Origin of the sequence: Acidovorax sp. SUPP3334, assembly GCF_030159055.1 — a bacterium.
Classification (GTDB): Bacteria; Pseudomonadota; Gammaproteobacteria; order Burkholderiales; family Burkholderiaceae_C; genus Paracidovorax.
In genome coordinates, this window is record NZ_BQXQ01000001.1 from 143,014 (window position 1) to 168,919 (window position 25,906).

General features: G+C 66.3%; 18 protein-coding genes and 1 pseudogene. 17 read left to right on the forward strand and 2 right to left on the reverse strand.

Annotated features, from left to right (window positions below; translation table 11 throughout):
• The first annotated feature begins 51 nt into the window (after positions 1-51).
• The 6 genes from AVHM3334_RS00645 (at position 52) to nudB (ending at position 7,317) form a co-directional block, all read left to right on the forward strand.
• Positions 52-393 (forward strand): FmdB family zinc ribbon protein, encoded by a 342-nt coding sequence (locus AVHM3334_RS00645; protein WP_284408754.1) that lies wholly within the window; start codon positions 52-54, stop codon positions 391-393.
• 10 nt (positions 394-403) lie between these two features.
• Entirely contained in the window at positions 404-1,024 is a 621-nt protein-coding gene (locus tag AVHM3334_RS00650) for a DUF502 domain-containing protein (protein ID WP_272548894.1), read from the forward strand.
• An 80-nt stretch (positions 1,025-1,104) separates the two neighbouring features.
• Positions 1,105-2,919, forward strand: coding sequence for an aspartate--tRNA ligase (aspS, locus tag AVHM3334_RS00655; RefSeq protein WP_284408755.1), 1,815 nt, complete (start codon positions 1,105-1,107; stop codon positions 2,917-2,919).
• A 96-nt stretch (positions 2,920-3,015) separates the two neighbouring features.
• A complete protein-coding gene (locus AVHM3334_RS00660; protein WP_284408756.1) occupies positions 3,016-3,828 on the forward strand; it encodes a CsgG/HfaB family protein in 813 nt (270 codons plus the stop codon).
• A 313-nt stretch (positions 3,829-4,141) separates the two neighbouring features.
• Positions 4,142-6,850: a chemotaxis protein CheW gene (locus tag AVHM3334_RS00665; RefSeq protein ID WP_284408757.1), complete on the forward strand. Its 2,709-nt coding sequence runs from the start codon at positions 4,142-4,144 to the stop codon at positions 6,848-6,850.
• Positions 6,847-7,317, forward strand: coding sequence for a dihydroneopterin triphosphate diphosphatase (gene nudB / locus AVHM3334_RS00670; protein ID WP_502869826.1), 471 nt, complete (start codon positions 6,847-6,849; stop codon positions 7,315-7,317). Before AVHM3334_RS00665 ends, nudB begins: the two co-directional genes overlap by 4 nt.
• A 10-nt stretch (positions 7,318-7,327) precedes the next feature.
• Here the strand turns inward: nudB and AVHM3334_RS00675 are convergent, their stop codons facing one another.
• Positions 7,328-9,094, reverse strand: coding sequence for a response regulator (locus AVHM3334_RS00675; protein WP_284408758.1), 1,767 nt, complete (start codon positions 9,092-9,094; stop codon positions 7,328-7,330).
• Positions 9,095-9,225: 131 nt separating this feature from the next.
• Here AVHM3334_RS00675 and AVHM3334_RS00680 point away from each other — a divergent pair, with 131 nt between their 5' ends.
• The 7 genes and pseudogenes from AVHM3334_RS00680 to AVHM3334_RS00710 all read left to right on the forward strand — a co-directional run bounded on the left by AVHM3334_RS00680 (position 9,226) and on the right by AVHM3334_RS00710 (position 14,604).
• The gene (locus tag AVHM3334_RS00680) at positions 9,226-9,966 is read left to right on the forward strand and encodes an endonuclease/exonuclease/phosphatase family protein (RefSeq protein WP_284408760.1); all 741 of its coding nucleotides are present in this window, start codon (positions 9,226-9,228) and stop codon (positions 9,964-9,966) included.
• A gap of 19 nt (positions 9,967-9,985) precedes the next feature.
• Positions 9,986-11,206, forward strand: a complete 1,221-nt coding sequence (gene clsB, locus AVHM3334_RS00685; RefSeq protein ID WP_284408761.1) for a cardiolipin synthase ClsB — start codon at positions 9,986-9,988, stop codon at positions 11,204-11,206.
• A 120-nt stretch (positions 11,207-11,326) separates the two neighbouring features.
• On the forward strand, positions 11,327-12,052 hold the full coding sequence (gene folE / locus AVHM3334_RS00690; protein ID WP_284408762.1) for a GTP cyclohydrolase I: 726 nt from the start codon (positions 11,327-11,329) through the stop codon (positions 12,050-12,052).
• Between the two features lies 1 nt (position 12,053).
• Positions 12,054-12,476: a BLUF domain-containing protein gene (locus AVHM3334_RS00695; protein ID WP_284408763.1), complete on the forward strand. Its 423-nt coding sequence runs from the start codon at positions 12,054-12,056 to the stop codon at positions 12,474-12,476.
• A 138-nt stretch (positions 12,477-12,614) separates the two neighbouring features.
• A pseudogene (locus AVHM3334_RS00700) lies at positions 12,615-13,350 on the forward strand (EamA family transporter).
• A 7-nt stretch (positions 13,351-13,357) separates the two neighbouring features.
• Positions 13,358-14,266 carry a DUF429 domain-containing protein gene (locus AVHM3334_RS00705; RefSeq protein WP_284408764.1) on the forward strand — a complete coding sequence of 303 codons (909 nt, stop codon included), beginning with the start codon at positions 13,358-13,360 and terminating at the stop codon, positions 14,264-14,266.
• Between the two features lie 74 nt (positions 14,267-14,340).
• On the forward strand, positions 14,341-14,604 hold the full coding sequence (locus AVHM3334_RS00710; RefSeq protein WP_284408766.1) for a hypothetical protein: 264 nt from the start codon (positions 14,341-14,343) through the stop codon (positions 14,602-14,604).
• A gap of 24 nt (positions 14,605-14,628) precedes the next feature.
• On the opposite strand, the gene AVHM3334_RS00715 is transcribed toward AVHM3334_RS00710, so the two are convergent.
• On the reverse strand, positions 14,629-15,027 hold the full coding sequence (locus AVHM3334_RS00715) for a tautomerase family protein (RefSeq protein ID WP_284408767.1): 399 nt from the start codon (positions 15,025-15,027) through the stop codon (positions 14,629-14,631).
• Between the two features lie 117 nt (positions 15,028-15,144).
• On the opposite strand from AVHM3334_RS00715, the gene AVHM3334_RS00720 reads away from it, so the two are divergent.
• The 4 genes from AVHM3334_RS00720 (at position 15,145) to AVHM3334_RS00735 (ending at position 25,786) form a co-directional block, all read left to right on the forward strand.
• Entirely contained in the window at positions 15,145-16,029 is an 885-nt protein-coding gene (locus tag AVHM3334_RS00720; RefSeq protein WP_284408768.1) for a LysR substrate-binding domain-containing protein, read from the forward strand.
• 1,122 nt (positions 16,030-17,151) lie between these two features.
• A complete protein-coding gene (locus AVHM3334_RS00725; protein WP_284408769.1) occupies positions 17,152-21,729 on the forward strand; it encodes a carboxypeptidase regulatory-like domain-containing protein in 4,578 nt (1,525 codons plus the stop codon).
• On the forward strand, positions 21,726-24,920 hold the full coding sequence (locus AVHM3334_RS00730) for a transglutaminase-like domain-containing protein (RefSeq protein WP_284408770.1): 3,195 nt from the start codon (positions 21,726-21,728) through the stop codon (positions 24,918-24,920). The genes AVHM3334_RS00725 and AVHM3334_RS00730 overlap by 4 nt, the downstream gene beginning before the upstream one ends.
• 206 nt (positions 24,921-25,126) lie before the next feature.
• Complete coding sequence (locus AVHM3334_RS00735) at positions 25,127-25,786, forward strand: hypothetical protein (RefSeq protein ID WP_284408771.1); 660 nt, start codon at positions 25,127-25,129, stop codon at positions 25,784-25,786.
• Positions 25,787-25,906 lie beyond the last annotated feature (120 nt).

Sequence of the window (25,906 nt, forward strand, 5' to 3'; positions counted from 1 at the left end):
CACGGTGCCTATAATTGAAGGTTTTGCACTTTCCATCGCACACGCTCCAAGATGCCTATCTACGCCTATAAATGCGGTTCCTGCGGCCACGCCAAGGATGTGCTGCAAAAAATGTCCGACGCGCCGCTCACGGTGTGCCCGGCCTGCGGGGCCGAGGCCTTTTCCAAGCAAGTGACCGCCGCCGGATTTCAGCTCAAGGGCTCCGGCTGGTACGTGACCGATTTCCGGGGCGGCAACAGCGGCGCTGGCAGCGCCAAGCCCGATGCGGCGGCCTCCGATGGCGCCGCGCCTGCGGCGGCACCCGGCGGCGACGGCGCTCCCAAGAAGGAAGCCGCGGCTCCCGCGCCTGCGCCCGCACCGGCCGCCAGCAGTTCCGACACCAAGAAGAACTGAACGGCCCCGGATGTCCGCTTTGCGCAAATGGCTGTTCACCGGCCTTCTGGTCATCGTTCCCGGCGTCATCACGGCCTGGGTGCTGAACTGGATCGTGAGCACGCTCGACCAGACCCTGCAGATCCTGCCGGGCGCCTGGCAACCCGACAAGCTGCTGGGCTTTCACATTCCCGGCTTCGGCGTGCTGCTCACGCTGGGCATCCTGCTGGCCGTGGGCGCGCTCACCAGCAATTTCGCGGGGCGCAAGCTGGTGGAGTGGGGCGATGCCCTGGTGAGCCGCATCCCGGTGGTGCGCTCGATCTACTCCAGCGTCAAGCAGGTGTCCGATACGCTCTTTTCCGAAGGCGGCAACGCCTTTCGCACCGCCGTGCTGGTGCAGTGGCCGCGCGAGGGCGTATGGACGGTGGCGTTCATCACCGGCACCCCCAGCGGCGAGGTGGCGGCGTACCTGCGTGACGAGTACGTCAGCGTGTATGTCCCCACCACCCCCAATCCGACGGGCGGCTATTTCGTGATCCTGCGCAAGAGCGACTGCATCGAACTCGAAATGAGCGTCGATGCGGCGCTCAAGTACATCGTCTCCATGGGGGTGGTCGCGCCCCCGGATCTCACGCCGCCCGACTCCCGATAAACACCCTCTTCGCACGTCCGCTTGGCGCGGGCGCGCGAAAAACCCTTGTCGCGCTCCACGAGGGCGCAGGAAGACTCCCAATGGCCATGCGTTCCCACTACTGCGGTCTCGTCACCGAAGCCCTCCTGGGCCAAACCGTCACCCTGTCGGGCTGGGTCAACCGCCGCCGCGACCATGGCGGCGTGATCTTCATCGACCTGCGCGACCGCGAAGGCTACGTGCAAGTGGTGTGCGACCCCGATCGCGCCGAGATGTTCAAGACCGCCGAGGGCGTGCGCAGCGAGTTCTGCGTGCAGGTCAAGGGGCTGGTGCGCGAGCGCCCCGAAGGCACGACCAACGACAACCTCAAGAGCGGCAAGATCGAAGTGCTGTGCCATGAGCTGAACGTGCTCAACCCCTCGGTCACGCCGCCCTTCCAGATCGACGAGGAAAACCTCTCGGAAACCACCCGCCTCACGCACCGCGTGCTGGACCTGCGTCGCCCTTACATGCAGCGCAACCTGATGCTGCGCTACCGCGTGTCGATGGAAGTGCGCAAGTTCCTCGATGCCAACGGTTTCATCGACATCGAAACCCCCATGCTGGGCAAGTCCACGCCCGAAGGCGCGCGCGACTACCTGGTCCCCAGCCGCGTGCACGATGGCCAGTTCTTCGCGCTGCCCCAGTCGCCCCAGTTGTACAAGCAGATGCTGATGGTGGCGGGCTTCGACCGCTACTACCAGATCACCAAGTGCTTCCGCGACGAAGACCTGCGCGCCGACCGCCAGCCCGAATTCACCCAGATCGATATCGAGACCTCGTTCCTCACGGAAGAAGAGATCCGCGACATCTTCCAGGGCATGATCAAGACGGTGTTCCAGAACACCATCGGCGTGGACCTGGGCGATTTCCCGGTCATGACGTACCAGGAAGCGGCCTTCCGTTTCGGCTCCGACAAGCCCGATCTGCGCGTGAAGCTCGAATTCACCGAGCTGACCGAAGTGATGAAGGATGTGGACTTCAAGGTGTTCTCCGGCGCTGCCAACATGAAGGGCGGCCGCGTGGTGGCCCTGCGCGTGCCGGGCGGCGCGCGTGAGACCGGCGGCCTGTCGCGCGGCGAGATCGACGGCTACACCGAGTTCGTGAAGATCTACGGCGCCAAGGGCCTGGCCTACATCAAGGTCAACGAACTGGCCAAGGGCCGCGATGGCCTGCAGTCGCCCATCGTGAAGAACATCCACGACGCGGCCATCGCCGAGATCCTGAAGCGTACGGGCGCGCAGGACGGCGACCTGCTGTTCTTCGGCGCCGACAAGGAAAAGGTCGTCAACGACGCCATCGGCGCACTGCGCATCAAGATCGGCCACAGCGGGTTCGGCAAGAAGAACGGCCTGTTCGAAAGCCGCTGGGCGCCGCTGTGGGTGGTGGACTTTCCGATGTTCGAGTTCGACGAGGAGTCGCAGCGCTACACCGCCGTGCACCACCCGTTCACCGCACCGAAGGACGGCCACGAGGACTGGATGGTCACCGCGCCCGAAAAATGCATCTCCAAGGGCTACGACATGGTGCTCAACGGCTGGGAAATGGGTGGCGGCTCCGTCCGTATCCACCGGGCCGACGTGCAGCAGAAGGTGTTCGACGCCCTCAAGATCACGCCCGAGGAAGCGCGCAACAAGTTCGGCTACCTGCTGGATGCCCTGCAATACGGCGCCCCTCCGCACGGCGGCCTGGCATTCGGCCTGGACCGCATCGTCACGCTGATGACCGGCGCCGAGTCGATCCGCGACGTGATCGCCTTCCCCAAGACCCAGCGCGCCCAGGATCTGCTGACGCAGGCACCCGGCCCTGTGGACGAAAAGCAGCTGCGCGAGCTGCACATCCGTCTGCGCAACCCGGACGCCGTCAAGGCCGTCTGATCCGGATGAGCGGGGTTCGTTGAATCCGTCCCACTCGAAGCGGCAGGAGCGCCATGTTCCTGCCGCTTTTTTGTTTTTCTTTTGGAAGAGGCGTTTATGCAAACCCGTGCAATGACTGGGCTGGCCCTGGCCCTCGTGGCCGCGCTGGCCGGCTGCGGCGAAAAGAAGACCGAACTAGGGCAGGGCGGCTCGGTCGTCTCGGGCTCGGCCGGGCCGGAAGGCGCGAAGAACGCGGCGCGTGAACTGGTGCGGTGCGATGCGCCCGTGGCCACGCTGGCACTGGCCGAGAACCCGAACGGCTACATCATGGGATCGGGCTACCAGCTGCCCGCCTCGCCGGTGCCGCTGGTCAAGCTGCTGGCCCAGCAGAGCGGGTGCTTTCGCGTCGTGGACCGCTCGGCGGGCCTGCGCGGCACGGTGCAGGAGCAGGACCTGAAAGACGCGGGCGTGCTGCGCAAGAACTCCACCGTGCAAAAGGGCCGGGGCTACGAAGCGCAGTACACGCTTACGCCCAGCCTGACCTTCAGCGAGCAGGACGCGGGGCGCGGGCTGTCCGGCGTGATCGCCATGATTCCCGTGCTGCGCGACATTGCGGGCCTGGCCGGCCTGGTGGAGCAAGTCAAGTTCAAGGAAGCCCAGACCGCGCTGCTGCTGTCGGATAACGAAACCACGGAACAGGTGGCGGCCGCCACCGGCGCGGCGCGCTCCACCGATCTGGGCGTGGGCGGGCTGGTGTTCGGCAAGCTCGGCGGCGCAGCGGGCGCCGGCTGGAGCAATACCAACGAGGGCAAGGTGATCGCGGCGGCGTTCCTCGATGCGCACAACCAACTGGTCACGCAGGTGCGCGCGCTGCAGGCCAAGGAAATGCCACCGCCCGTGGCGACGGCGCGCAAGGCTGCGGGCGGCTGACCGAGCCGCTGACCGAGCCGCTGACCGAGCGCGGCGGCGCAGTGGCATGGCAGCGTTTTGGCGGCGAGGGGGCATCATCCGGCCGTGGCCGGAATGCGGGGCGTCGAGGCTCTGGATGGCGAACGAATGCACGTGGCATGCATCGTGCTCACGGCAAGGCGCATCGCACCGCGCGCTGCGGAGGGTTTGCCGACACGGCCAGATCCTGCCCGCCAGCCTGCGCGGCAGAGGGCAAACCCCCATGCCGACGGTGCGCGGCGCCCTCGGGGCATGCATCACAATCTGGGCCATTGCCCAGGCAAAAGGACTTCCTGTGTCTCACGCGTCTCCCTTCACGGCCTTCCCCGAGCAGTGGCTGCGCTACATGCCGGCGGCGCAGCATCAGCGGCAAGAGTTGAGACTGGTCGAGAACGCATGGGACCATCTGTCCCTGCTGTCTTCCCTGTCCCTGCTGTCGGCCAAGGCGTCTTCCGGGGCCGATCTGGCGCAGGCCCGCAGGGACTTCGCCGCGCTGTCGGCCGACCTGCTGCGCGGCCTGGCGGGCGAGGCCCTCAAAAACCGCATCGCCGACATCGCGGCGCGCGCCCAGGTGTGCATCGACGTGCTGGTGCGCAATCTTTTCGAGCGCACGGCCGACATCGGTTTCTTCGCCACCGACGTGGGCGTGGCCGCCTTCCTGGGCGATCCCTCGCCTGAGACCCGTCCCGCCATCGAAGCCCGCCTGCGCGAGTACGCCGACAAATACACGGTGTACGGCAACATCTTCCTGTTCGACACTGCTGGCCGGCTGTGTGCGCAACTGCAGGCCGTGGACCCGCTGGCATCGCCGCCGCAGGCGCAGGCAGACCGCGCCTTCTTGCAATCGGTGCTGCAAAGCCACGCGCCCTATGCCGAGCATCACGCGGTGCATGGATTCACCGGCGAGGCGGGCAAGACGCTCGTGTACGCCCAGCGGGTGGATTCCGGGGGGCAAGCGGTGGGCGTGCTGTGCCTGCAATTCAAGCTGGCCGACGAGATGCCGGCCATCTTCGAATCGGTGCAGGGCGGGGGCGCGCAGCCGGGGCAGGGTGGCGACGCGGTGCTGGCGCTGGTGGACGCCGAAGGCCGCGTGCTCCTTTCCAGCGACTCGCTGCAGCTGCCGTCGGGCTGGAGGCTGCCGCAAGCGGCCATGGCGGGCGTGCAGCCCATCAGCCACGCCAGCCGGCGCTGCCTGATGGCCGTTCGCGAAACGCAGGGGTTCCAGGGCTATGCCGGTCCCGGCTGGCGAGGCCTGGCGCTGCTGCCGCTGGACGTGGCCTTCGACGAGGCCGCGCAAGACCCGGCCGATGCCTTTCCCGTCGAGCTGGCCGGCCATGCCGACGTGCTGTCGCAGGAGCTGCGCGACATTCCCGGCCGCTCGGCGGCCATCCAGTCGGCGCTCGAACGGTCGGTGTGGAACGGCCTTCTGGACCTGCACCAACTGGGCGGCGATTCGGCGGCGCCGCGCGAGCTGCAGTTCGCAAAGACGCTGTTGTCCGAGATCGGCGCGACCGCCCGGAAGACGGCTTCGGCATTTGCCAGTGCGCTGCAGGACCTGTACGGCGTCGTCATACGTTCGCTGCTGAGCGATGCGCGCGGCCGCGCTTCGCTGGCGATGCAGATCCTGGACCGCAACCTGTACGAGCGCGCCAACGATTGCCGCTGGTGGGCGCTGACGCCACAGTTCGCCCTCACCCTGCAGGCCGGCACGCGCGCCTGCGCGCAGGCCACGGCGGTGCTGCAGGAGATCAACCGCCTCTACACCGTGTATGCCAGCCTGGTGCTGTTCGACCGCGAGGGCCGCGTGGTGGCCGTGTCGCGGCCCGATCAGGCCGGGCACATGGGGGCGCAGCTCGACGAGGAATGGGTGGGCCGCTGCCTGCGCCTGCAGGGCAGCCAGGGCTATGTGGTGAGCCGCTACGGGCCGAGCCGGTTCTACGGCCAAGGGCCGACCTTCGTCTATGCCGCAGCGGTGAGGGGCGGCGCGCACGTTGAAGCGCGCTTTGAAGCGCGCGCTGAAGGACGTTCCGACCGGGGCAGCCGCGGCGCTGGCGGGCCGGTGCTGGGCGGCATCGCCATCGTGTGGGATGCGGCGGAGCAGCTGTCTTCCATCCTCGCCGACTGCGCCGTGGGCGCGGGCCCGCAGGACGTACTGGCTTTCGTGGATGCGCAAGGGGCGGTGGTCTGCGCCGCGGGCGATGCGGCGGTGGCGGCGGTGGCTGCTTCGCCGCAGGTGGCGCCGGGCCCTTCGGACTCTCGCATGGCGGTGTTCGGACACGACCTGTATGCGCTGGGGTTCGCGCGTGGCCAGGGCTACCGCGAGTTCCGCGCACAGGACGGCTACGACCATGGCCTGGGCTGCACGGTGCTGCGCCACGTGTGCCGGCACCACGCGGCCGTGCCGCTGGCGCCGGCCCTGTCCACGCAGCCCGGCGGCCGGGCCGATGCGTCGCACAGCGTGCAGCTGGCTTCTTTCCGCATGGGGGCGCAGTGGTTCGGGCTGGAGGCCGCCTCGGTGGTGGAGGCCGCGCCCGATGCCATGGTGCTGCACGCGGGGGGCTTGCGCGCGCCATTCATCGGCCTGGCGCAGATCGGCCAGCGGGTGTGCCCGGTGGTGGACCTGCGCAGCGTGATCGCGCCAGCCCAGGGGGGAGCGCCTTTGCCGGCCGCGCGCGGGGGCGACCCCAACCGGCAGATCGTGGTGGTGCGTGCCACGCTGGACGATGGGCGGGTGCAGGAATTCGCGCTGCGGGTCGATGCGCTCGGCGCCATCCTGGAGCTGGATCGCGGCACGCTGCAACCGGTCAGCGTGGGCTCGGCGGCCGGCGCGGTGTCGCTGGTCGATGCGGTCGTGCCGGTGGTCACTGCGGCGGCCCTCGGCCAGCCGGCCGGCCGGACCATGCTGTGCCGCATCTCGCCGCAGTGGCTGCAGCACTGTGCGGCCGGCGCGCTGGCGGATGCGCCCCCGCAATCGCTGCAGGCCCTGCTGGCGGCCGCGGCGTGACCGGCTTGCCCGGTGCTTTCAAGATCCCCGAGTCGGTGCTGGTGGTGATCCACACCCCGGCGCTGGAGGTGCTGCTGATCCACCGCGCGGGCGGCGGCGACCACTGGCAATCGGTCACCGGCAGCAAGGACTGGCCCGAAGAGCCTTTCGAAGACGCGGCGGTGCGCGAAGTCTTCGAGGAAACGGGCATCGATGCCCGTGCCCCCGGCTGCGTGCTGACCGATTGGGCGCTGGAAAACGTCTATGACATCTGGCCGCAATGGCTGCACCGCTACGCCCCGGGCGTGGTGCGCAACCGCGAGCGCCTGTTCGGCTTGTGCGTGCCGGCGCGCACGCCGGTGGTGCTGAGCCCGCGCGAGCACGTGGCCTGGCGATGGCTGCCGTGGCGCGATGCTGCGCTCGCGTGCTTTTCGCCGTCCAATGCCGAGGCGTGCCTGATGCTGCCCCGGTTCGCGCCACCCGCCTGAACGGGCGCTGCTACATCGGCCGCAGGCGCAGCACCGCGGCCAGATCGGCCGGTTCGGCGGCCGACGGGAAAGGCGAGGATGACGTGGAGGGCGGCGTGCCCGGTGCGGTGGACGCGCCGGACGCAGCGGGCGCGGTGGCGGCGCTGGAAACGCGCAGCACCAGTTCGCCCGGCTTGCGTTCGGTGGCCTGGCCCAGCACCGCGCGCGGGGTGGTGGTGCCGCAGCGGGTGCGCAGCGCATCGATGGCTTCCTGCCGGCCCGCCGCGTCGTCGAACCGGCCGGCATGCCGGGTCAGCATCTGCTGCGCCATGTCGAGCAGCTTGGTGTTGAGCGTGGTGTCGACGCAGTCGAGCAACTGGGCCACGGCGCCGCCGGGGTCGCCCGCCAGGCTCAACGCCACCGCGTTCTCGGCGGTCTTGTTGATCTGCGGCAGGCAGCCGCGCACGATGTCCGAATAGTCGGGGTAGGCCTGGCAGGCATTGGCCATCAGTTCGCACAACCCGCGCGTGTTGGCGTAGCGCATGCCGATGGCGGTCACCCAGGCCGTGCCTTCGCTGAGATCGATGGACGTGGCGGCCAGCACGGCGAGCAGGCTGCTCAGGTTGCAGGCGGCCTCGTAGTCGAAATCGCCGCTGCCGATCTCGCGCACCATCGACCGCACCTCGGCCACGGCCTGCGCGAACTGGCGCTGCTGCATCTGCTGCAGCGTGCGCACGATCTCGCTGAAGCGCTGCACCCGCCGGCTGTCGCCATGGCGCTCCATGATGCGCGCGAAGTCGGCCATGCAGCGCTCCAGCCCCTTGCGGTCGTTGCCCGCGAAATGCGAAAACGCCAGCAGCACGAGCGACTGGTAGTCGAAGAGCTTGGAGTCGATGCCCAGCACGGCCGCCCGTGAAAGGGCCTTGGCCGCCGTTTCGCGGTCGCCCATGTAGTGGGCCATCATGCCGAGCTTTTGCTGGCGCACCACCGAGTCGGGCGTGAGGCTGCTGGCCGTGCGGTAGGTGGCCATGGCGTCTTCGAAGTGGCCCATTTCGACCTGCGCGCGCCCGAGCACGTCGTAGGCGTCGGCGAACGAAGCGTCTTCGCCGATCAGCCCCTGCAAGGTGGTGATGGCCCGCGGCGCCTGGCCGGATTCGATCTGCGCCCGCGCCACACCGAGCTTGGCCCAGGGCAGGGCGCGCGCCTCGATCACGGCCTCGAACAGCGTGCGGGCCTCGTCGTGGCGGGCCAGGCGCAGCAGCAGCTCGGTGCCGATGCGAGCGGCATACAGCCAGTAAGGCTTGCGCGCCTCGAATCGCTCCACGCACAGCTGCGCGGCCGCCTCGAAGTCCTCCCGCCCGATGGCGTCGAAGATGGGGCGCAGGTGGGTCTTGCGCAGGCGCGCCGAGCCCAGCCGCTCGAACAGCGCGCTGGGCGTGAACGGTTTGAGCAGGTAGCCGTCCAGCGCGGATTCGGCCGCCTCGGCCACCGCGGCGTAAGACGCCTCGGCGGTGACCATGAAGAACACGGTGGAAAACGGCAGCATCTGGGCGCGCCGCAGATCGTCCAGCAGCGTCTGGCCCGACTGTCCGGATTCGGCGAAATACTGCTCGCACAGCACGTAGTCGAACACGGTGTGCTCCAGGCGGCTGCGCGCGTCCTGCACCCGGCTGCACTGCACGACGCGCTGGATGCCGTATTCGCGCAATTGCGCCACCAGAATGCTGCGCGAGGTCGCGTTGCTGTCGATCACCAGCGCCTGGGGTTCCGTGGAGTCTGGTTCTTTGGCGGTGGCCATGGCGTGCGGCGCGCGTTCCGTATGTAACAAAGAGCACAGTGTAGGCTGCGGCCCGTTCGCGCGAGTGGGGAAAAGCACCCCCTTCGCCCCGCTGCCACCGAAGCGACGCGCGCCTGCGACACAATCGCGCCATGGAATCTTCCGACATCCTGCGCGTTGCCACGTACAACATCCATAAAGGGGTGCAGGGCCTCGGCCCCGCCCGCCGCCTGGAGATCCACAACCTGGGCCACGCGGTGGAGCAACTCGACGCCGACATCGTGTGCCTGCAAGAGGTGCGCAAGATGCACCGCCGCGAGCAGCAATACTTCCAGCGCTGGCCCGACATGCCGCAGGCCGAGTTTTTGGCGCCGCAGGGCTACGAAGCCGTGTACCGCACCAATGCCGTCACCCGCCATGGGGAGCACGGCAACGCGCTGCTCACGCGCTGGCCGGTGATCGGCCACCAGCACGAGGACATCTCCGACCACCGCTTCGAGCAGCGCGGCCTGCTGCATGTCGAGGTCGAAATCCACGGCCGCCGCGTGCATGCCATCGTGGTGCACCTGGGGCTCATTCCCGGCAGCCGCGTGCGCCAGGTGGCGCAGCTGCAGCGCTTCATCGCCCGGGAGGTTCCGCCGGACGAGCCGCTGGTGGTGGCCGGCGACTTCAACGACTGGGGCCTGCAGGTCAAGCGGGCGCTGGCGGCCTGCGGGCTGTACGAGTACGAAGAGGCGCCCCGCACCTTCACCTACCCGGCGCGCCTGCCCATGGTGCAGCTCGACCACGTGTACGTGCGCGGGCTCACGCCGCTGGGGCTGCACGTGCCGCGCGGGCGCATCTGGTGGCGCATGTCGGACCACCTGCCGCTGATCGCCGAGTTCCGCCTGTGAACTGCGGGGGGCGCTGACCATGTCGCAATCCGCCGGGCTGGGGGGAGACCACCGCGTTCGCCTGCTGCAGGGATCGCAAGAACTGTTCGCCGCGCTGGTGGAGGACATGGATGCCGCGCTGTCCGACATCCAGTTCGAGACCTACATCTTCGACTGCACCGGCACTGGTGCCGTCATTGCCGAGGCCCTGGTGCGCGCGGCGGAACGCGGCGTTCGCGTGCACCTGGTGGTGGACGGCGTGGGTACCGGCTCGCTGCCCGGCCCCTGGCCCGAGCGCTTCGAGGCCGCTGGGGTGCAGATGCAGGTGTATTCGCCGGTCGGGCGGCTGGGCCTGCTGCTGCCGCGCCGCTGGCGCCGCCTGCACCGCAAGCTCTGCGTGGTCGATGGCTGCGTGCTGTATTGCGGCGGCATCAACGTGCTGGACGACCTGCACGACCCCAACCACGGCGTTCTGGAGGCGCCGCGCTTCGACTTCGCGGTGCGGGTCGAGGGGCGGCTGGTGGAGCAGGCCAACGAGGCCATGGAGCAGATCTGGTGGCGCCTGAAAGCCGTGCGCGATGCGCGCCGCTACCGCCTGGCCGATGCGCTGCGCGATCTTCGGGCCGCCAGCAGCGCACGGCGCGCGCAGCAACGCACGGCCGAGGCAGGCCTCGGCATGCGCGCGGCGCTGCTGCTGCGCGACAACCTGCGCAACCGCAGCCGCATCGAGCGCGCCTACCGCCGCGCCATCGGCAATGCGCGGCACGAGATCATCATCGCCAACGCGTATTTCGTGCCCGGCGGCAAGCTGCGCCGCGCGCTGGTGCTGGCCGCGCGCCGCGGCGTGCGCGTGCGCCTGCTGCTGCAGGGCCGCTACGAATATTTCATGCAGTACCACGCGGCCCGGCCCGTGTACGGCGCGCTGCTCAAGGCCGGCGTGGAGATCCACGAATACTCGCCCAGCTTCCTGCACGCCAAGGTGGCTGTGGTGGATGCACTGGGCGAACACCCCTGGGCCACGGTGGGCTCGTCCAACCTCGATCCGCTGTCGCTCTTGCTGGCGCGCGAGGCCAACGTGGTGATCGAGGACGCGGGCTTCGCCGCCGACCTGCGCGAACGCCTGGTGCATGCCATGGAGCACGCCGGCCAGCGCATGGACCCGCGCGCCTATGCCGAGCGCCCCTGGCGCCAGCGCGCGCTGGACCGCATCGCGTTCGCCACCATGCGGGCCGCGCTCTGGGTGACCGGCAACCGCTACTGAGCTGGCGCAGCTTCGGGGTGTTGCTATTGTTTTGATAGCTATGCTCCCTAGGGGAATATGTGCTGGAGGCCAAAAACACTCAGCAAGCCAGGGCGGGCATTCGCTGGTACGATGCCGCCCATGTTCAGACAACTCGCCGCCGACTCGAACGACGCGCCGCCCGAAGAGGGCACGCCCGTTTCCACCAAAATCCGCGAACGGCTGGCCGCGGCACGCAAGCGCTTCAATGCGAACGACAACATCGCCGAGTTCATCGAACCCGGCGAGCTGGAGCAGCTGCTCGACGAGGTCGAAGCCAAGATGCAGGGCGTGCTCGACAGCCTGGTCATCGACACCGCCACCGACCACAACACCCAGAACACCGCGCGGCGCGTCGCCAAGATGTACCTCAACGAGGTCTTCAAGGGCCGCTACGCGCAGCAGCCGGCGATCACCGAGTTTCCGAACGCCGAGCACCTGAACGAGCTGATGATCGTCGGCCCGATCACCGTGCGCAGCGCCTGCAGCCACCACTTCTGCCCCGTGATGGGCAAGATCTGGATCGGCGTGCTGCCCAACGAGCACACCAACGTCATCGGCCTGTCGAAATACGCGCGGCTGGTGGACTGGGTCATGGGCCGCCCCCAGATCCAGGAAGAGGCCGTGGTGCAGCTGGCCGACCTCATCATGGAAAAGACCCAGCCCGACGGCCTGGCGATCGTGATGGAGGCCAGCCACTTCTGCATGTCCTGGCGCGGTGTGCGCGATATGGACAGCAAGATGCTCAACTCCGTGATGCGCGGCGTGTTCCTCAAGGACCCCGCGCTGCGCCGCGAATTCCTGTCGCTCATTCCCGGAAGGAACTGACATGCTCGTTCGCCTGCTTTATGCCAGCCGTGCCGTGGACCCGTCTCCCGATGCGATCGAAGCCATCCTCAGCCAGTCGCGCCAGCACAACCCGACCTGCGGCATCACCGGCGTGCTCTGCTACGGCGGGGGCGTGTTCCTGCAGGCGATCGAAGGCGGCCGCTCCGCCGTGAGCGACCTCTACGGCCACATCCAGAAAGACCCGCGCCACAAGGATGTGGAGCTGCTGCACTTCGAGGAAATCCAGGAGCGGCGCTTCGGCGGCTGGACCATGGGCCAGGTCAACCTCACCCGGGTCAACCATTCGATCTTGCTCAAATACTCCGAAAAGCCCGAGCTCGACCCGTATTCGGTGTCGGGCCGCGTGTCGTTCGCGCTGCTGGAAGAGCTGATGGCGACTGCGTCCATCATCGGCCGCGCCTAGCATCGCCAGCGCCGCCCTCGTCCCTTTCTCGCCCGTTCCGCGCCCCGAGGCCGCAGGCACCATGCGCTGCGGCCTCTTGCATTCGGGCCGTCCCATCCGTTCTTTCTTCGTTCGTTCCTTCCTGCTTCTTTCGGCGCCGTGACCCTCAACGCTTTCGCGCTCATCCTGTTGGCCGGCCTCATCCATGCCTGCTGGAACATCGCGGCCAAGAAGGCCGGCGGCGATTCACGCTTCGCCTGCTTCACCTCGGTGCTGATGATGGTGCTTTGGGCGCCGCTGGGCTGGTGGCTCGGGCCCGCTGCTGTCCTCGTTCGTCGCGATCACCTTCCTGGGCGAGCGGATTTCCTGGCTGGGGGGCTTGGGCATCGCGGGCGTGGTGGGCAGGGTTTTCCTGATCGCGGGCGGCCCGGCGCTGCTGCGCGCCGCGCACGATCCGGCGGCGCGGCACAGGTTGCACGCGGGCATGCGCTACGGCGTGCTCACCGGTGCCTTCATCGCCAGCTACACCGTGGTGGACGGCTATGCGGTCAAGGTGCTTCGCATGTCGCCGATCCTGGTGGACGACATGGGCAACTTCGTGCGCGTGGCCATGCTGGCGCCCTTCGTGCTGCGCGATCTGCCGGCCGCGCGGGTGCTGTGGCGCGTGCAATGGCGGTTCGCCCTGCTGGTGGCGCTGGTGAGCCCGGTTGCCTACGTGCTGGTGCTCTACGCCATGCAGGAGGCGCCACTGTCGCACGTGGCACCGGCGCGCGAGGTGTCGATGCTGTTCGCCGCGCTCATCGGCGGGCACCTGCTGGGCGAGGGCGACCGCGCGGCGCGCATCGCGGGCGCCGCGCTGATCGCTGCGGGCGTGACCGCTCTCGCGCTGGGCTAGCTTCGGCATGAACACGCCGAATGCCCTGCTGCCGCCAACGGTGGCGCCAGTGCTGCCGATGCTGATCGGCTGCGACTTTTCGAGCAGCCCGAGCCGGGCCAAGCCCATCGTGCTCGCCACCGGCCAGTTGGCCGGATCGCGCGTCGTGCTGACGGGGCTGGAGCGCTTCGACACGCTGGCCGGCTTCGGCCAATGGCTGGCCGGGCCGCGCGCCTGGGTGGGCGGCTTCGACCTGCCGTTCGGGCTGCCGCGCGAACTGCTGTCGCACCTGAACTGGCCGCTCACTTGGCAGGCCAGCATTCACCACTACCGCAGCCTGAGCCGCGCGCAGATCCGCGACACCTTCGCGGCGTTCTGCGACGCGCGGCCGGTGGGGGCGAAGTTCGCGCACCGCGCCACCGACGGCTCGGCGGGCTCCAGCCCGTCGATGAAATGGGTCAACCCACCCGTCGCCTACATGCTGCACGCGGGCGTTCCGCTGCTGCTGGATGCCGGCGTGCACCTGCCCGGCCTGCACGATGGCGATCCGGGCCGCGTGGCGCTGGAGGCCTATCCCGGCCTGCTGGCCCGCGAGATCCTGGCCCGGCGCAGCTACAAGAGCGACGACCGTGCCAAGCAGACGCCCGATCGCCTCATCGCCCGCAAGGACCTGGTCACCGCGCTGGAGAACGGCGCCACCCGGCTGGGACTGCGCCTCAAGCTCACGCACGCGCAGCGCGACGCGCTGGTGGACGACGCCAGCGGCGACCGGCTGGACGCCGTGCTGTGCCTGGTGCAGGCTGCCTGGGCGCTGCAGCGCCACCAGCAAGGCGACGTGCTGTATGGGCTGCCGCCGGGCCTGGACCCGCTGGAGGGCTGGATTGTCTCGGCGCCCTGGCCCGAACGCGCTGCGGGCGCGCCCGCAGCGGCCCGGTGAACGTGCTGGAAGGCGGCGGGGCCACAATGCAGCCAAAGCCCCTTCCAACCCCGCTTCGACCTTTTCTGATCGCCATGACTTCGTTGCCCGACCGCCGCTCCGCCCGCCAGTTCGGGGCCCTTGCGCTGCACGGCTGCGCTGCGTTCGTGGCGGCCGCATGCCTTGCCGGCGCGGCCTGGTCGGCGCCGGCGCCCTGGTACTTCTGGCGCAGCAAGGTCGATGGCAAACGCGTCTGCGCCCAGGTTTCGCCGGGCCCCGGCTGGGATCGCGACAGCACGCCCTACGACGGACCGGGCTGCGAGCCGCGCCGCCGGGTGTTCGTCATCCCGATGCGCTGAGCGCCATCGGCCGGCGCCAGGGCGCTACACGCCGGCCTGCTGGTGCCGCCATTCCTGGCTGCGCCCGCCGTAGCCGTATGCCGCGGCACGGGCATCGATCAGGTGGATGTAGCTCACCTCGTGCAGGCGCGGCAACAGGTCGGAGAACGCCGCGTGGACCTCGCGCAGGTAGCGCGCCTTCTCGGCCTTGGTGTTGGTTTCATCGGTGATGCTGATGTCCAGGTGGAATGTGCTCTGGCCCAGTTCCGCCAATGACGCGCCGCCGATGAACCACTGCTCGGCGGGGATGAATTGCACCGTGGTGGCGATGACGGGCAGCGCCTTGCCCAGCACGCGCTGGGTGATCTCGGCGACCGCATCGGTCGCGCGGCGGGCGAGGGCGGCATCGGCGGGGCCGCAGAGGTGGATGACGGTGTGGGGCATGGTGCGTTCCTCGGTGGTGGGTTGCGAATGCCTTGATTCTTGGCGGGCTTCATCCTTTTGAAAAGCGGGATATACGGATACCATCCATCGGTTTACCCGGTGGATGGATCGGCCGCCATGAACACCTTCCCCCTCGACCAGCTTCGCACCTTCGCCGCCGTGATCGACGCCGGCAGCCTCACGGCCGGCGCACCCCGGGTGTTTCTGTCGCAGTCCGCCGTCAGCGAGCAACTGCGCAAGCTGGAGGAGCAGGCCGGGCAGTCCTTGCTGCTGCGCTCCAAGGCCGGTGTGCAGCCCACGGCGGCCGGCGAACGGCTGCTGGGCCATGCGCGCAAGCTGCTCGCGCTCAGCGAAGAGGCCTGGCGCGATCTGCATGGCGTGGCGCTGCAGGGCACGCTGCGCCTGGGCATCACCGATTACTTTCGCCCCGCCGAACTGGCCGGCCTTCTGGCGCGCATGGAAGCGCAGTACCCGCTGGTGCGGCTGCAGGTCACCGTGCAGAAAAGCGGCCTGGTCGAAGCGGGCTATACCGGCGGTGAATTCGATGTGGCGGTGACCATGGCCTTGCCTGCCACGCGCGCGGCAGTCGGCGCGGCCCGTGCACACCCTGCCGCCAAGGCCTCGTTGCTGCGGCAGGAGGCGCTGCACTGGATGGCCGCGCCCGGCCTGTCCCGCGCGCGGGGCGAGCCGCTGCGCCTGCTGGCCTTGCCCGACAGCTGCTCGCTGCACCAGTTCACCGTGGCCTTGCTGCAGCGCCGCCGCGTGCCCTACAGCATCGCGCTGCTGGCCTCGGGCGTGGCGGGGCTGCAGTCGGCGCTGGCGGCGGGCCTGGGCGTGGCATGCCTCAATGCTTCGGCACTGTGCGCCGGCGTGCGGATGCTGCCCGCGCCCCACGGCTTGCCGGCCTTGCCGCAGGCGGGCTTTTATCTGCTGCCGCCGCGGGCCGGGGAGTCGGAGTTCGTGCGCGAAGCGCGCGGGGTGCTCGCGGCGGGTTTTGGCTAGGAAACCGAGTTCATAGGGATTGCTATTAAAAAATAGCTGTGTGTCATTGATTGCTGCAATTGCGTTGAAGATACCGTTTCATCCATTAGTGAAAAGCTACCCTGCTGGCAGATTTGATAGGCTAAAAACAATTTGTCACAGATGATTTCAATCGTTATCGCTAGTATCCGCGGCAATAAAAAATTGCAACGACTCTGCATCTGCGGTTAGGGGCGGTAGTCAGCTCAGATTCGGCCGACGACGCTTTTCATGCGCATGGAGAGAGACTAAAGGATCTCAAATGCGTACGACGGGAATCAACCGGACGGCCAGGGCCGTGCGGTATTGGGTGTGCTTGGCTTTACTCATAAGACGGTAACTTGCCGAGCACGCCAAGACAAGAAAGCCAGCATTCATGCGGTTTTCGAGGCGATCAATGTTCCCCAAGTTACTGACTTCTCAGTAATTTGGGCGTGTACAGGTTTCTCCTGGGCGGGCGCTGCCAGTGGCGTGGCATGGCTTCAGAATCAGGTTCAGACGACGGGCCAGTTGGCAAGTGCTTCCGGTTCCGCTACCGCATTACAAAGTCAGTGTGAAGCTGCCCGTACGCTGCTGGAATTTTCAGATACATCCAGGGCTGCCTCGCTGACGGCCGCGTTGGATGCAGTGCCATTGGCCGAGACTGCGACGGAAGTGCTGGCATGCACTCAGTGGCTGCAGCAGCAGCAAACCCAGATTCCTAGGACCCCTGAGCTTCAAGGTCGGCGTGCAGCCTCCGGCGGATTCGCCACATACGACAGCCTCAGCGGTACAAATACGTTAGATACGGGCTGGGCCCTGCAAGCCTTGGCCACGCCGTGGAGCGCGAGTCAGGCCGAGCCCACCCTGGCTTGGCTATTGAGGCAACAGGCTACCAATGGCAGCTTTACCGTGGGTGGCAGTAGTGATTTATTGAGCACGGCCCTCGTGTTGCGTGGCCTTCTAGAACACCGTCAACGTTCCGCTATCGCAGCAGCCATTGCCGACAAAGCGGCCACTTACCTGTTGGGTCAAGCCGACCCTGGCGGGCATTGGAGATCCGATGCTGGCTTAACCGCACTCGTTTACGAAGCCGTCCACCCTTACAGCGGTGCTCTGCCGGCCATGGGCCCCTCCGTAAGGGACTGGCTACTGGCAGCGCAGGAGCCCAGCGGGGCTTGGGGGAGCAATGACCCCTGGGCCACGGCGCTGGCCCTGCGCGCTCTCGTATTGACGGAGCGTCCTGCCATCAATCCCGTCCAGTCTGCGCTGCGTGTGCAGTTCGTGGACGCCCGCAATGGCAGACCTATCCCCGCAGTACAGTTCACAGGTCCGGGAAGCAGCGGTATCCTTGGATTGAGCGACGATTCTGGCCGGATTCTTCTGACAGGACTGACCCCTGGCGCCTACACCCTGACCGGCAGTGCCCCAAGCTACAGCACCGTCCAAACATCCGTAACGTTGCGCGCAGGCCTTGTGACGGACCTGGGTATCCTGCAGATGCTGGTGTCTGGCAGCAGCAGCACCGCAGTCATCAGCGGGAGCATCAAAGACAGTTCCAGCGGCGTTCCCTTGAGTGCAGTGACCGTCACGGTACCGGCCCAATCGCTGAGCGCCACCACCGACGCGGCAGGCCGTTATCTGATCAGCAATGTCGCACCCGGCAACGTCAGCGTCATCGCATCCAAAAATGGTTATTACGACGCCTCTGGCCAGGCGAACGCATTGGCTGGGCAGACCTTGGACTTCTCGCCCGGCCTGGTGGCCAGCCCGCCTGGAGGTTCGGGCGGCACCACCGATTGCCGCATCACCGGCCACGTCACCAACGCCGCCGACGCATCGCCCGTTGCCGGCGCCATCGTCGCTCTGAGCGGCGCTAATACCGGCACGACACTCACAAACGCCGATGGTGCATATGTGCTGGCCGGTCTGGTTTCGGGCGATGCACGCATCAGCGTCAGTCAGGCCGGTTACAGCTCTGCCGATGCCAACACCCGGCTCTCCTGCAGTTCACAAAGCAACACAGCGGTTCAGTATTCCCCCAGACTCTACGCAGGCAACCAAAGTCCTCCAGAGGCCAACAGTGCCAGCCTCAGCGGCATCGTTGTGGACGCTCGCAACAACCAGCCCATTGCAGCGGCACAACTGTCCGCCACGACCAGCACCGGCATCGTGCGCACCCTTGCAAGCCACACCGATGGCCGATTCGAACTCGGCGGTTTGGACGGGTCCAGCGTGCAGCTCACCGTCACTGCCGCTGGCTATGAAGGCGTCACAGCCAGCTATTTGCTGCAGCCTGCGCAGAGTAGCGACCTGGGACAACTGCGCTTGCGCCCCCCGCAAACGGCAGCGCTGGCCGTGGACCTGCAGGTGCAAGCCGTCAGGCGCCACACCCTGCAGACCGACCCGCAGACGCTGCGCGTCCTCGGTGCGCTGCAGGTGCAGATACGCAACGCAGGCGCACAACCGGCCCCGGCGAACGTTCCAGTGCTTGCCTTCCTGGACATGGACGGCAACGGCGAATACAACCCTGGCACGGACGCTGTGCTCGGCCAGGCAACGCTTTCTGCGGCGCTGGCTTCGGGACAATCCCAAACACTGGAAATCGCGGTGGCGGGCATGCTGCCTTTCCGGGATGCACCGATCCATGTCATCGTTGATCCCGCAGGGTCCATCCCTGAGGGCAACAAGCTCAACAACGTGCGGTCCAGCGCGCAGGATGTGCTGTTCACTCCCTCGGCCGCAGCGTTCTCGCCCAAGCTCAAGTGGCACTGGGATGGGAGCAACTCGCCGTACCCGGATTACAACCAGGTCATGATGGCGCCCGTTGTCGGGCGCATCGTCGATACCAACGGCGATGGACGCCTGGACGAGCAGGACATGCCTGCGGTGGCGTTCACATCATTCACGGCCTCGCAGGGGTACAACAACGCAGCGACGATCCGCGTGGTCGATGGCAAGACCGGCGCGCACCTGCTGTCCATCCGTGACGACTCCATTTCCGCGATTGCCAATCTGGCGTTGGCGGATCTCGATGGTGACGGCAAGCCGGAAATCATCGCCATCACGCGGGACTACCGCGTCGTGGCCTTTCGCCACACCGGCGAGCGGTGGTGGGTTTCCGAGGTGGCCGTTGCCAGTTCCGGTTCTCCCCCGTGGGGAGCGCCATATGTAGCGGACATCGACCGAGACGGAAAGCCGGAAGTCATTTTCGGTCTCACTGTCCTGAACTTCGACGGCACCACCAAGTGGCGTGCCAATGGTCCTTATGTCGGTACGTCCTACGAACGAAACGGGGGCTTTTCCATCCCCGTTGCGGCCGACATCCAGGGGCACGGCAATGCCAACGTGATTTTCGGAGGCTCGCTTTATTCCGCAGAGGGGGCGCTGGTGTGGCAGGCCCCCATGGACGGATACACGGCTGTAGCCTCTTTCGACGCAAGCCAGCAGCCTTCCATTGCCATCGTCCATTCGGGCCAACTCTCGCTCATCGGTGCGGACGGCCAGGTCCGGTGGACGACTGCTCTGCCTGGCGGAGGAACAGGCGGCCCACCCACCATTGCCGACATGGATGGCGACGGCATCCCGGAAATCGGTGTGGCGGGCTCCAACGCGTATTCCGTGTTCCGGGGCGACGGGTCGCTGCTGTGGAGCAAGGCGTCGCAGGACTGGTCTTCGCAGATCACGGGTTCGACCGTTTTCGATTTCGACGGCGACGGTGTGGCCGAAGTGCTCTATGCCGATGAAATCAAGCTGCGCGTCTTCAAGGGGCCGACAGGCGAAGTGCTGTGGGAGCAGCCCAACACGTCGGACACCACGCTGGAGTATCCGGTGGTCGTCGATGTCGATGCGGATGGACACTCGGACATGCTGGTCGTGGCCAACGACTTCGGTTGGCTCATCAATGCGACGGAACGTTTTCACGGCGTTCGGGCTTTTGAAGACGTCAACAACGCATGGGTGCCCACGCGCAGCCTCTGGAACCAGCACGCCTACAACATCAACAACATCAACGATGACCTGAGCGTTCCCCGCGACCCCGAGCCCAGTTGGAAGAGCCACAACACCTTCCGGCTGAACCGGCGCATGGATGCGGACCCCCGGGCCGTCGCCGACATCACGGCCAGCTACGTGCGCGTGGTGGACAAAGGAGCGCAGCCGCTCTCGCAGATCATCGTGCGGGTGGGCAATGCCGGTTCCTACAAAGTGCCCGCAGGCACCCCGGTGGCCATCTACAGCACCGACCCCGCCCTGGGCCAGCCGGCGGCGCAAGCCCTGGTGGCTCAAGGCGTCACGCAAAGCGTGTTGCCAATGGGCGCCTACGAAGATTTGGCGATCGTCCCCACTCGGCCGCTGGCCCAACTCAGCGCTATGGGCACCGTGTGGATCGTTGCCGACGACGACGGCACGGGCGGGCACACCCTCTCGGACTTCGATCGCGGCAACAACGTGGCAGCGGCCGACCTGGGCTCCATCGCCACCAATTTGCTCATCGCGGTGACCACTGACAAACCGATCTACGCGGAAGCGGACACCGCCAACTTCACAGCGACGGTACACAACGCGGGAAGTTTTGTCCGCGACGCCCTCGTACGGTTGACGGTGCTGGATGCGGCCGGCAAGTCCGTGGACATGCTGCCGCTGGGAATGGCCGCTCAGTTGCAACCTGCGACCAGCGATCAGGTGCGGGCACTTTGGTCGACGGCGGCCGTGCTCGCCGGTGACTACCAGGTGCGGGCGGAACTCGTTACGCTGCAAGGCCTGGTGTATGGCAGTGCAGGCGCCTCCTTCTCCGTCAAAGCGGGTGCAGGGGCGGGGGCTGCAGACAACAGCCTCAACAGTGCCCGCGCAAGTACGGACCGCAGCCGCTACAGCGTTGCGCACACCGTGTTCATCGATTCGCGGGTTGCCAATCTCAGTGCCAATTTGCTGCAGGAAAACCTGCGCGCAATCACGCAGGTCATCGCGCCCGACGGGCAGGTCGTGCTCGTCCATACCGAAGACATCGCCCAGGCCAGCCCGCGCAGCCAGCGCAAGTACGGCTACTACCTCCAGGCCGGTAGCCTGGTGCCAGGCACCTACCAGGTGCGCATCCAGCTCTTCGGCTCGGCCAACTACAAAAGCAACCGAATGGCGATGGGCGCCAAGTCGACTGTTCGGGCGGGCCTTGCAGATGTCGAACTGGCGTCCAGCACCACCAGCTTCGTGGTTCAGGACGCCTTGCAAAGTGGCGTAGGCATCATGGGCCAACTCACGGCGGCCCCTGCCGCTGTCGTCGTCGGCGCTTCTTCGGCGCTGCAACTGAGTCTGGTCAACAACGGCAACTCGGCCATTGCGGGAGGCACCGTGCGCGTGCGGGTGCTGGACCCCACCAGCGGCACCCCCATCGCTGTCTTCACCCAAACGGGCGTGCAATTGCCCGTGGGTGCAGGTGGCCAGTACCGCTGGAACTGGGTCGCGTCAGGCACCGCAGGCAGCGTGCTGCCGGTGGCCGCCACCATCGAGATGGCAGGGAACGAGCAACCCCTGGCACAAACCACCCTCACGCTCATGGCCCCAGGCGGGCAGCCGCCTGTCGAAATCCAGCCGGTGCCGCTCGATTGGCAATGGCTGATCGCGCTGCTTTTCCTGATGCCCGCAGCGGCGCATGGCATCGCGCGGCGCCGCATGCCCCCGCGTGCTCCCCTTCAAAGCGAACAATGAACGACATGACTCCGAGCCTGCGTGCCCCCCATAACACCCGAGTCGCGTGGCATCGTTGGCTGCGCCCTGTGGCCCGCATCGTGATGGCGGCGCAACTGGCCTTGGCGCTCCAACCCTTGAGCGTGCTGGCCCGGGAAGGTCCTGCCGCTGTCCCCGCAGCCGCCCAGCAGCAAATGCAGCGGCTGGCCCAATGGCAGCAGCGCATTGAGCAGGCCAAGCTGGAGCAGGCGCGTGCGGGGCAGCCGGTCGGCGCGCTGGCGACCGAGCGCACCAGCCGCAACCTGACCCGGGTGCACGAGCTGCTCAAAGAAGCCAAAGCGCGTACCAGTCGGCAGCCTGACCAAACAGCCAGACTTGGCCGCGCCAAGGCCTACGCGGCAAAAGCCGAGCTGACCGCAGACCAAGCCAAAGAATCCGATCAAGTGCAGATCAGTGCACTCTTGGCGGCGATCGATGCCGACACCGATGCGGTGTTGGCCGACTTTGCCTCGATGCGCCAGCCTCTGCAGGCGCAGGGCGTGAGCGCAGAGATACTGGCCCGCCACGATCAGGCGCAGGGGGAGTTGGAAAAGCGTGCCGGCGAACTGCGCGAATTGATTCGTGCCTGGCGACAGGCACCTGGGGCGGCCACGTTGGCGGCTCTGCACGCCTACTTCCAGCGGTACCCGGCTGCCCGTGCCATCGCACCCGTGGACCCTGGCAAATTGCCCTGGAGATCACCGCAGCCCAATCAACGCCCGCCGGCCGAGAACAAGACCGCCTGGTTCCAGAACCTGCATGGCAAGCAGCAAGTGAAGCTGGCACAGGCGGGCGGGGGAAACGGCATCGGCTTACAGTTCACCATCCCCCCCGAACCCGGACAAGCGCCGACCCCTGAGGATCTGGCGGAAACACCGGAAGTCACCCTCACGGCCGCCGTCCGCGCCAAAGCCCAGGAACTGGGCAACAACCCCGTTGCCATTCAGAACTGGGTGCGCAACACCATCGAATGGGTCCCGACCTGGGGGGCCATTCAGAGCGCGCAGGACACCCTGGACAAACAGCGCGGCAATGCGATCGACATCGCCAGCCTGCAGATCGCGCTCCTGCGCGCGGCGGGCATTCCTGCACGCTATCAATTCGGCACGGTGGAAATCCCTGCCGTGCAGGCCATGAACTGGGTGGGCGGAGCAACCAACGCACAGACCGTTCTGCAACTGATGAACCAGGGCGGCATTGCAGCGCGGGGCAGCGTCCAGGGCGGGACGGTCCAGAGCATCCGCTTGGAGCACGCATGGGTGCAGGCCTATGTGAACTGGGCGCCTGGGCGGGGTGCCAGGAATGCGACGGCGGACCAGCACAACCATCCCAATGGAGCGCTGAATGCCTGGGTGGCGCTGGATGCCAGCGTCAAGCAATACGCCTATGCGGCGGGCATGGACCTGCAGGCCGCAGTGCCACTGGACGCACAGGCGCTGCTGAATGCCGCCCAAGGCGGTGCCACCATCAACGAACAAGAGGGCTGGGTGCAGAACCTCAACCAGGCGGCCATCCAAGCGCAGCTGGACACCTACCAGAGCCGGCTGAAGACCCACATCGACACCCAAAAACCCAATGCCACCGTGGGCGACGTCATCGGCAGGAAGATCATTGCGCAGACCGTGCACAGCGTGCTGAGCGGTATCACCCCGCTGGCGATCATTCAGGCAGGCCAGCAGAGCGCTGCGGTTCCAAACGGCCTGCAGCACCAGTTCACCTACCGCTTGAGCGACAGCTGGGGTAACGAACTGCTCAGCTACACGGCCCCCACCAGCCGGCTGGCAGGCAAACGCCTGACCTTGAGCTACGCGCCCGCCGATCAGGCCACGGCAGAGCTGATCGCCAGCTTTCTGCCCAAGCCCAATGCGGACGGCAGCCCCATGCGTGCAGACCAACTGCCCAGCAGCCTGCCGGGCTACCTCGTCAAGCTGAAGCCGCAAATGACCCTGGATGGGCAAGTGGTGGCACAAGGCACAGGCGTGGTCACCCTGGGATCCGATCTGCAAGGACAGGGCGGCTTCACCCAGTTGTACGACCCCACGCAGTGGGACCTGACGCCGGACCAAAGCCATGTGGCGGGCCAGGCCACGGCCATCGGCATCAGCGCAGGGGGCATCAGCGCCCGGCAACTGGACAGCCTCAAGGCAAGGCTGGAGAACACCAAAACCCAGCTGCAAGCCAACAACCTGCAGAACCTGAGCGGAGAGCAAATCAGTGGGGACCTGCTCACTGCAGTGATCTGGAGCTGGTTTGCAGCGGCGGAGAGCCATAACCGCCTGAGCCAGAACCAGGCCGGAATGGTTGAAAACCCGGGCCTGTCTTATGGGTTGTTCCATGCCGTAGCCCAGCCGACCTATAGCTGGGGCGTGGTGAGGAAGGTGACGTTCCCTGGGGTGAACATCGATATCGGGCACATCCGGAGCGTCGGCTGGGCCAAGGACAACGACGACAGGAAGTGGGTGGCCTACAACCGGCTACGGGGCCAGTACATGAGCGCGCTGGAACATGCGGTGCCCGAGCGGTTCTTCAATGACCCGCAGAAATGCAATCTTCAGGGGAACCCTAATCCAACGGCCGGCCTACAGGACTGCCCGCAGGGGATATCGGCAGTGAAGGCCCTGGGGATTGCGGCATCGCAGGGGCAGAAGATTTACACCATCACGCAGAAGGTTTACAACGACAACCCCAATATCGTGAACATGGCGCTATCGGCGCACAGCTATGACACGCAGAGCCGGGTGCAGCAGTCGCTGGACGCGGGGTATGAGGTGACTATTCACGAAAGCCCGATTACGCAGAGCGGGTGGACTGGGGCTGGGTATACCGCGATTGATCCGACGACAGGCGCGGGGGCATATACGATTGAGGGCGGGGCTAATGGAGGGTGGATTGCATTGGTAATAGGGGGACTTTTGTTGGCTGTTGGTTTGTATTTTGTATTGCTTCCCTTTTTCTTGTTGTTTGCTAGCTATTTGACCGCGGTTTTACTTGTGCTTCTTGGCGTGTTGCAGCTTATTCTTGCTATGCAGCTGGATAAAAATGATTTTAGGGCTTTTTTGGCCAATTTAGCCCACGGAGAAATGTCTGCAGGACTAGCGGCGATATGGGGTGGCCCAATTGTTGGTGCAGTGCTATTTGTTTTGTTTAGCTATCTCAATGTTGTTCTCTCTTGATTTTATGACCCCTACTGCAAAAAGATGTTTCGCTATAATATTGGCGATTTTTCTTATATGGCTTGTTGTGTCTTTTGTCGCAAATGTTCATTTGCAAGTTTTTCTAAGCGCTCTGGTATGGTTGGTGTTGCTTATTTATGAGCGATTTATTTCTTCCAAGAATGAGTGAAATGATTATTCTTTGAATTTTGGTAGGCACCGGCGCGATGGCGACCGAGCGCACCAGTCGCAACCTGACCCGGGTGCATGAGCTGCTCAAAGAAGCCAAAGCGCGTACCAGTCGGCAGCCTGACCAAACAGCCAGACTTGGCCGCGCCAAGGCCTACGCGGCAAAAGCCGAGCTGACCGCAGACCAAGCCAAAGAATCCGATCAAGTGCAGATCAGTGCACTCTTGGCGGCGATCGATGCCGACACCGATGCGGTGTTGGCCGACTTTGCCTCGATGCGCCAGCCTCTGCAGGCGCAGGGCGTGAGCGCAGAGATACTGGCCCGCCACGATCAGGCGCAGGGGGAGTTGGAAAAGCGTGCCGGCGAACTGCGCGAATTGATTCGTGCCTGGCGACAGGCACCTGGGGCGGCCACGTTGGCGGCTCTGCACGCCTACTTCCAGCGGTACCCGGCTGCCCGTGCCATCGCACCCGTGGACCCTGGCAAATTGCCCTGGAGATCACCGCAGCCCAATCAACGCCCGCCGGCCGAGAACAAGACCGCCTGGTTCCAGAACCTGCATGGCAAGCAGCAAGTGAAGCTGGCACAGGCAGGCGGGGGAGTCGGAGTTCGTGCGCGAAGCGCGCGGGGTGCTTGCGGCGGGTTTCGCCTGAGGCTCGCCCGCGGCGGCCATCCCTTGGCGTATCGCGGGCCGTGAAAATTCGGTTGCTATCAAATATATAGCTGCATGCCGGCGTATTGATTGCGCTGGCAGCACTTTTCATTCAAAACCTGAAGACGGGGTGCGTGACGTGGACATGGCGGCATGGCCCCTCGG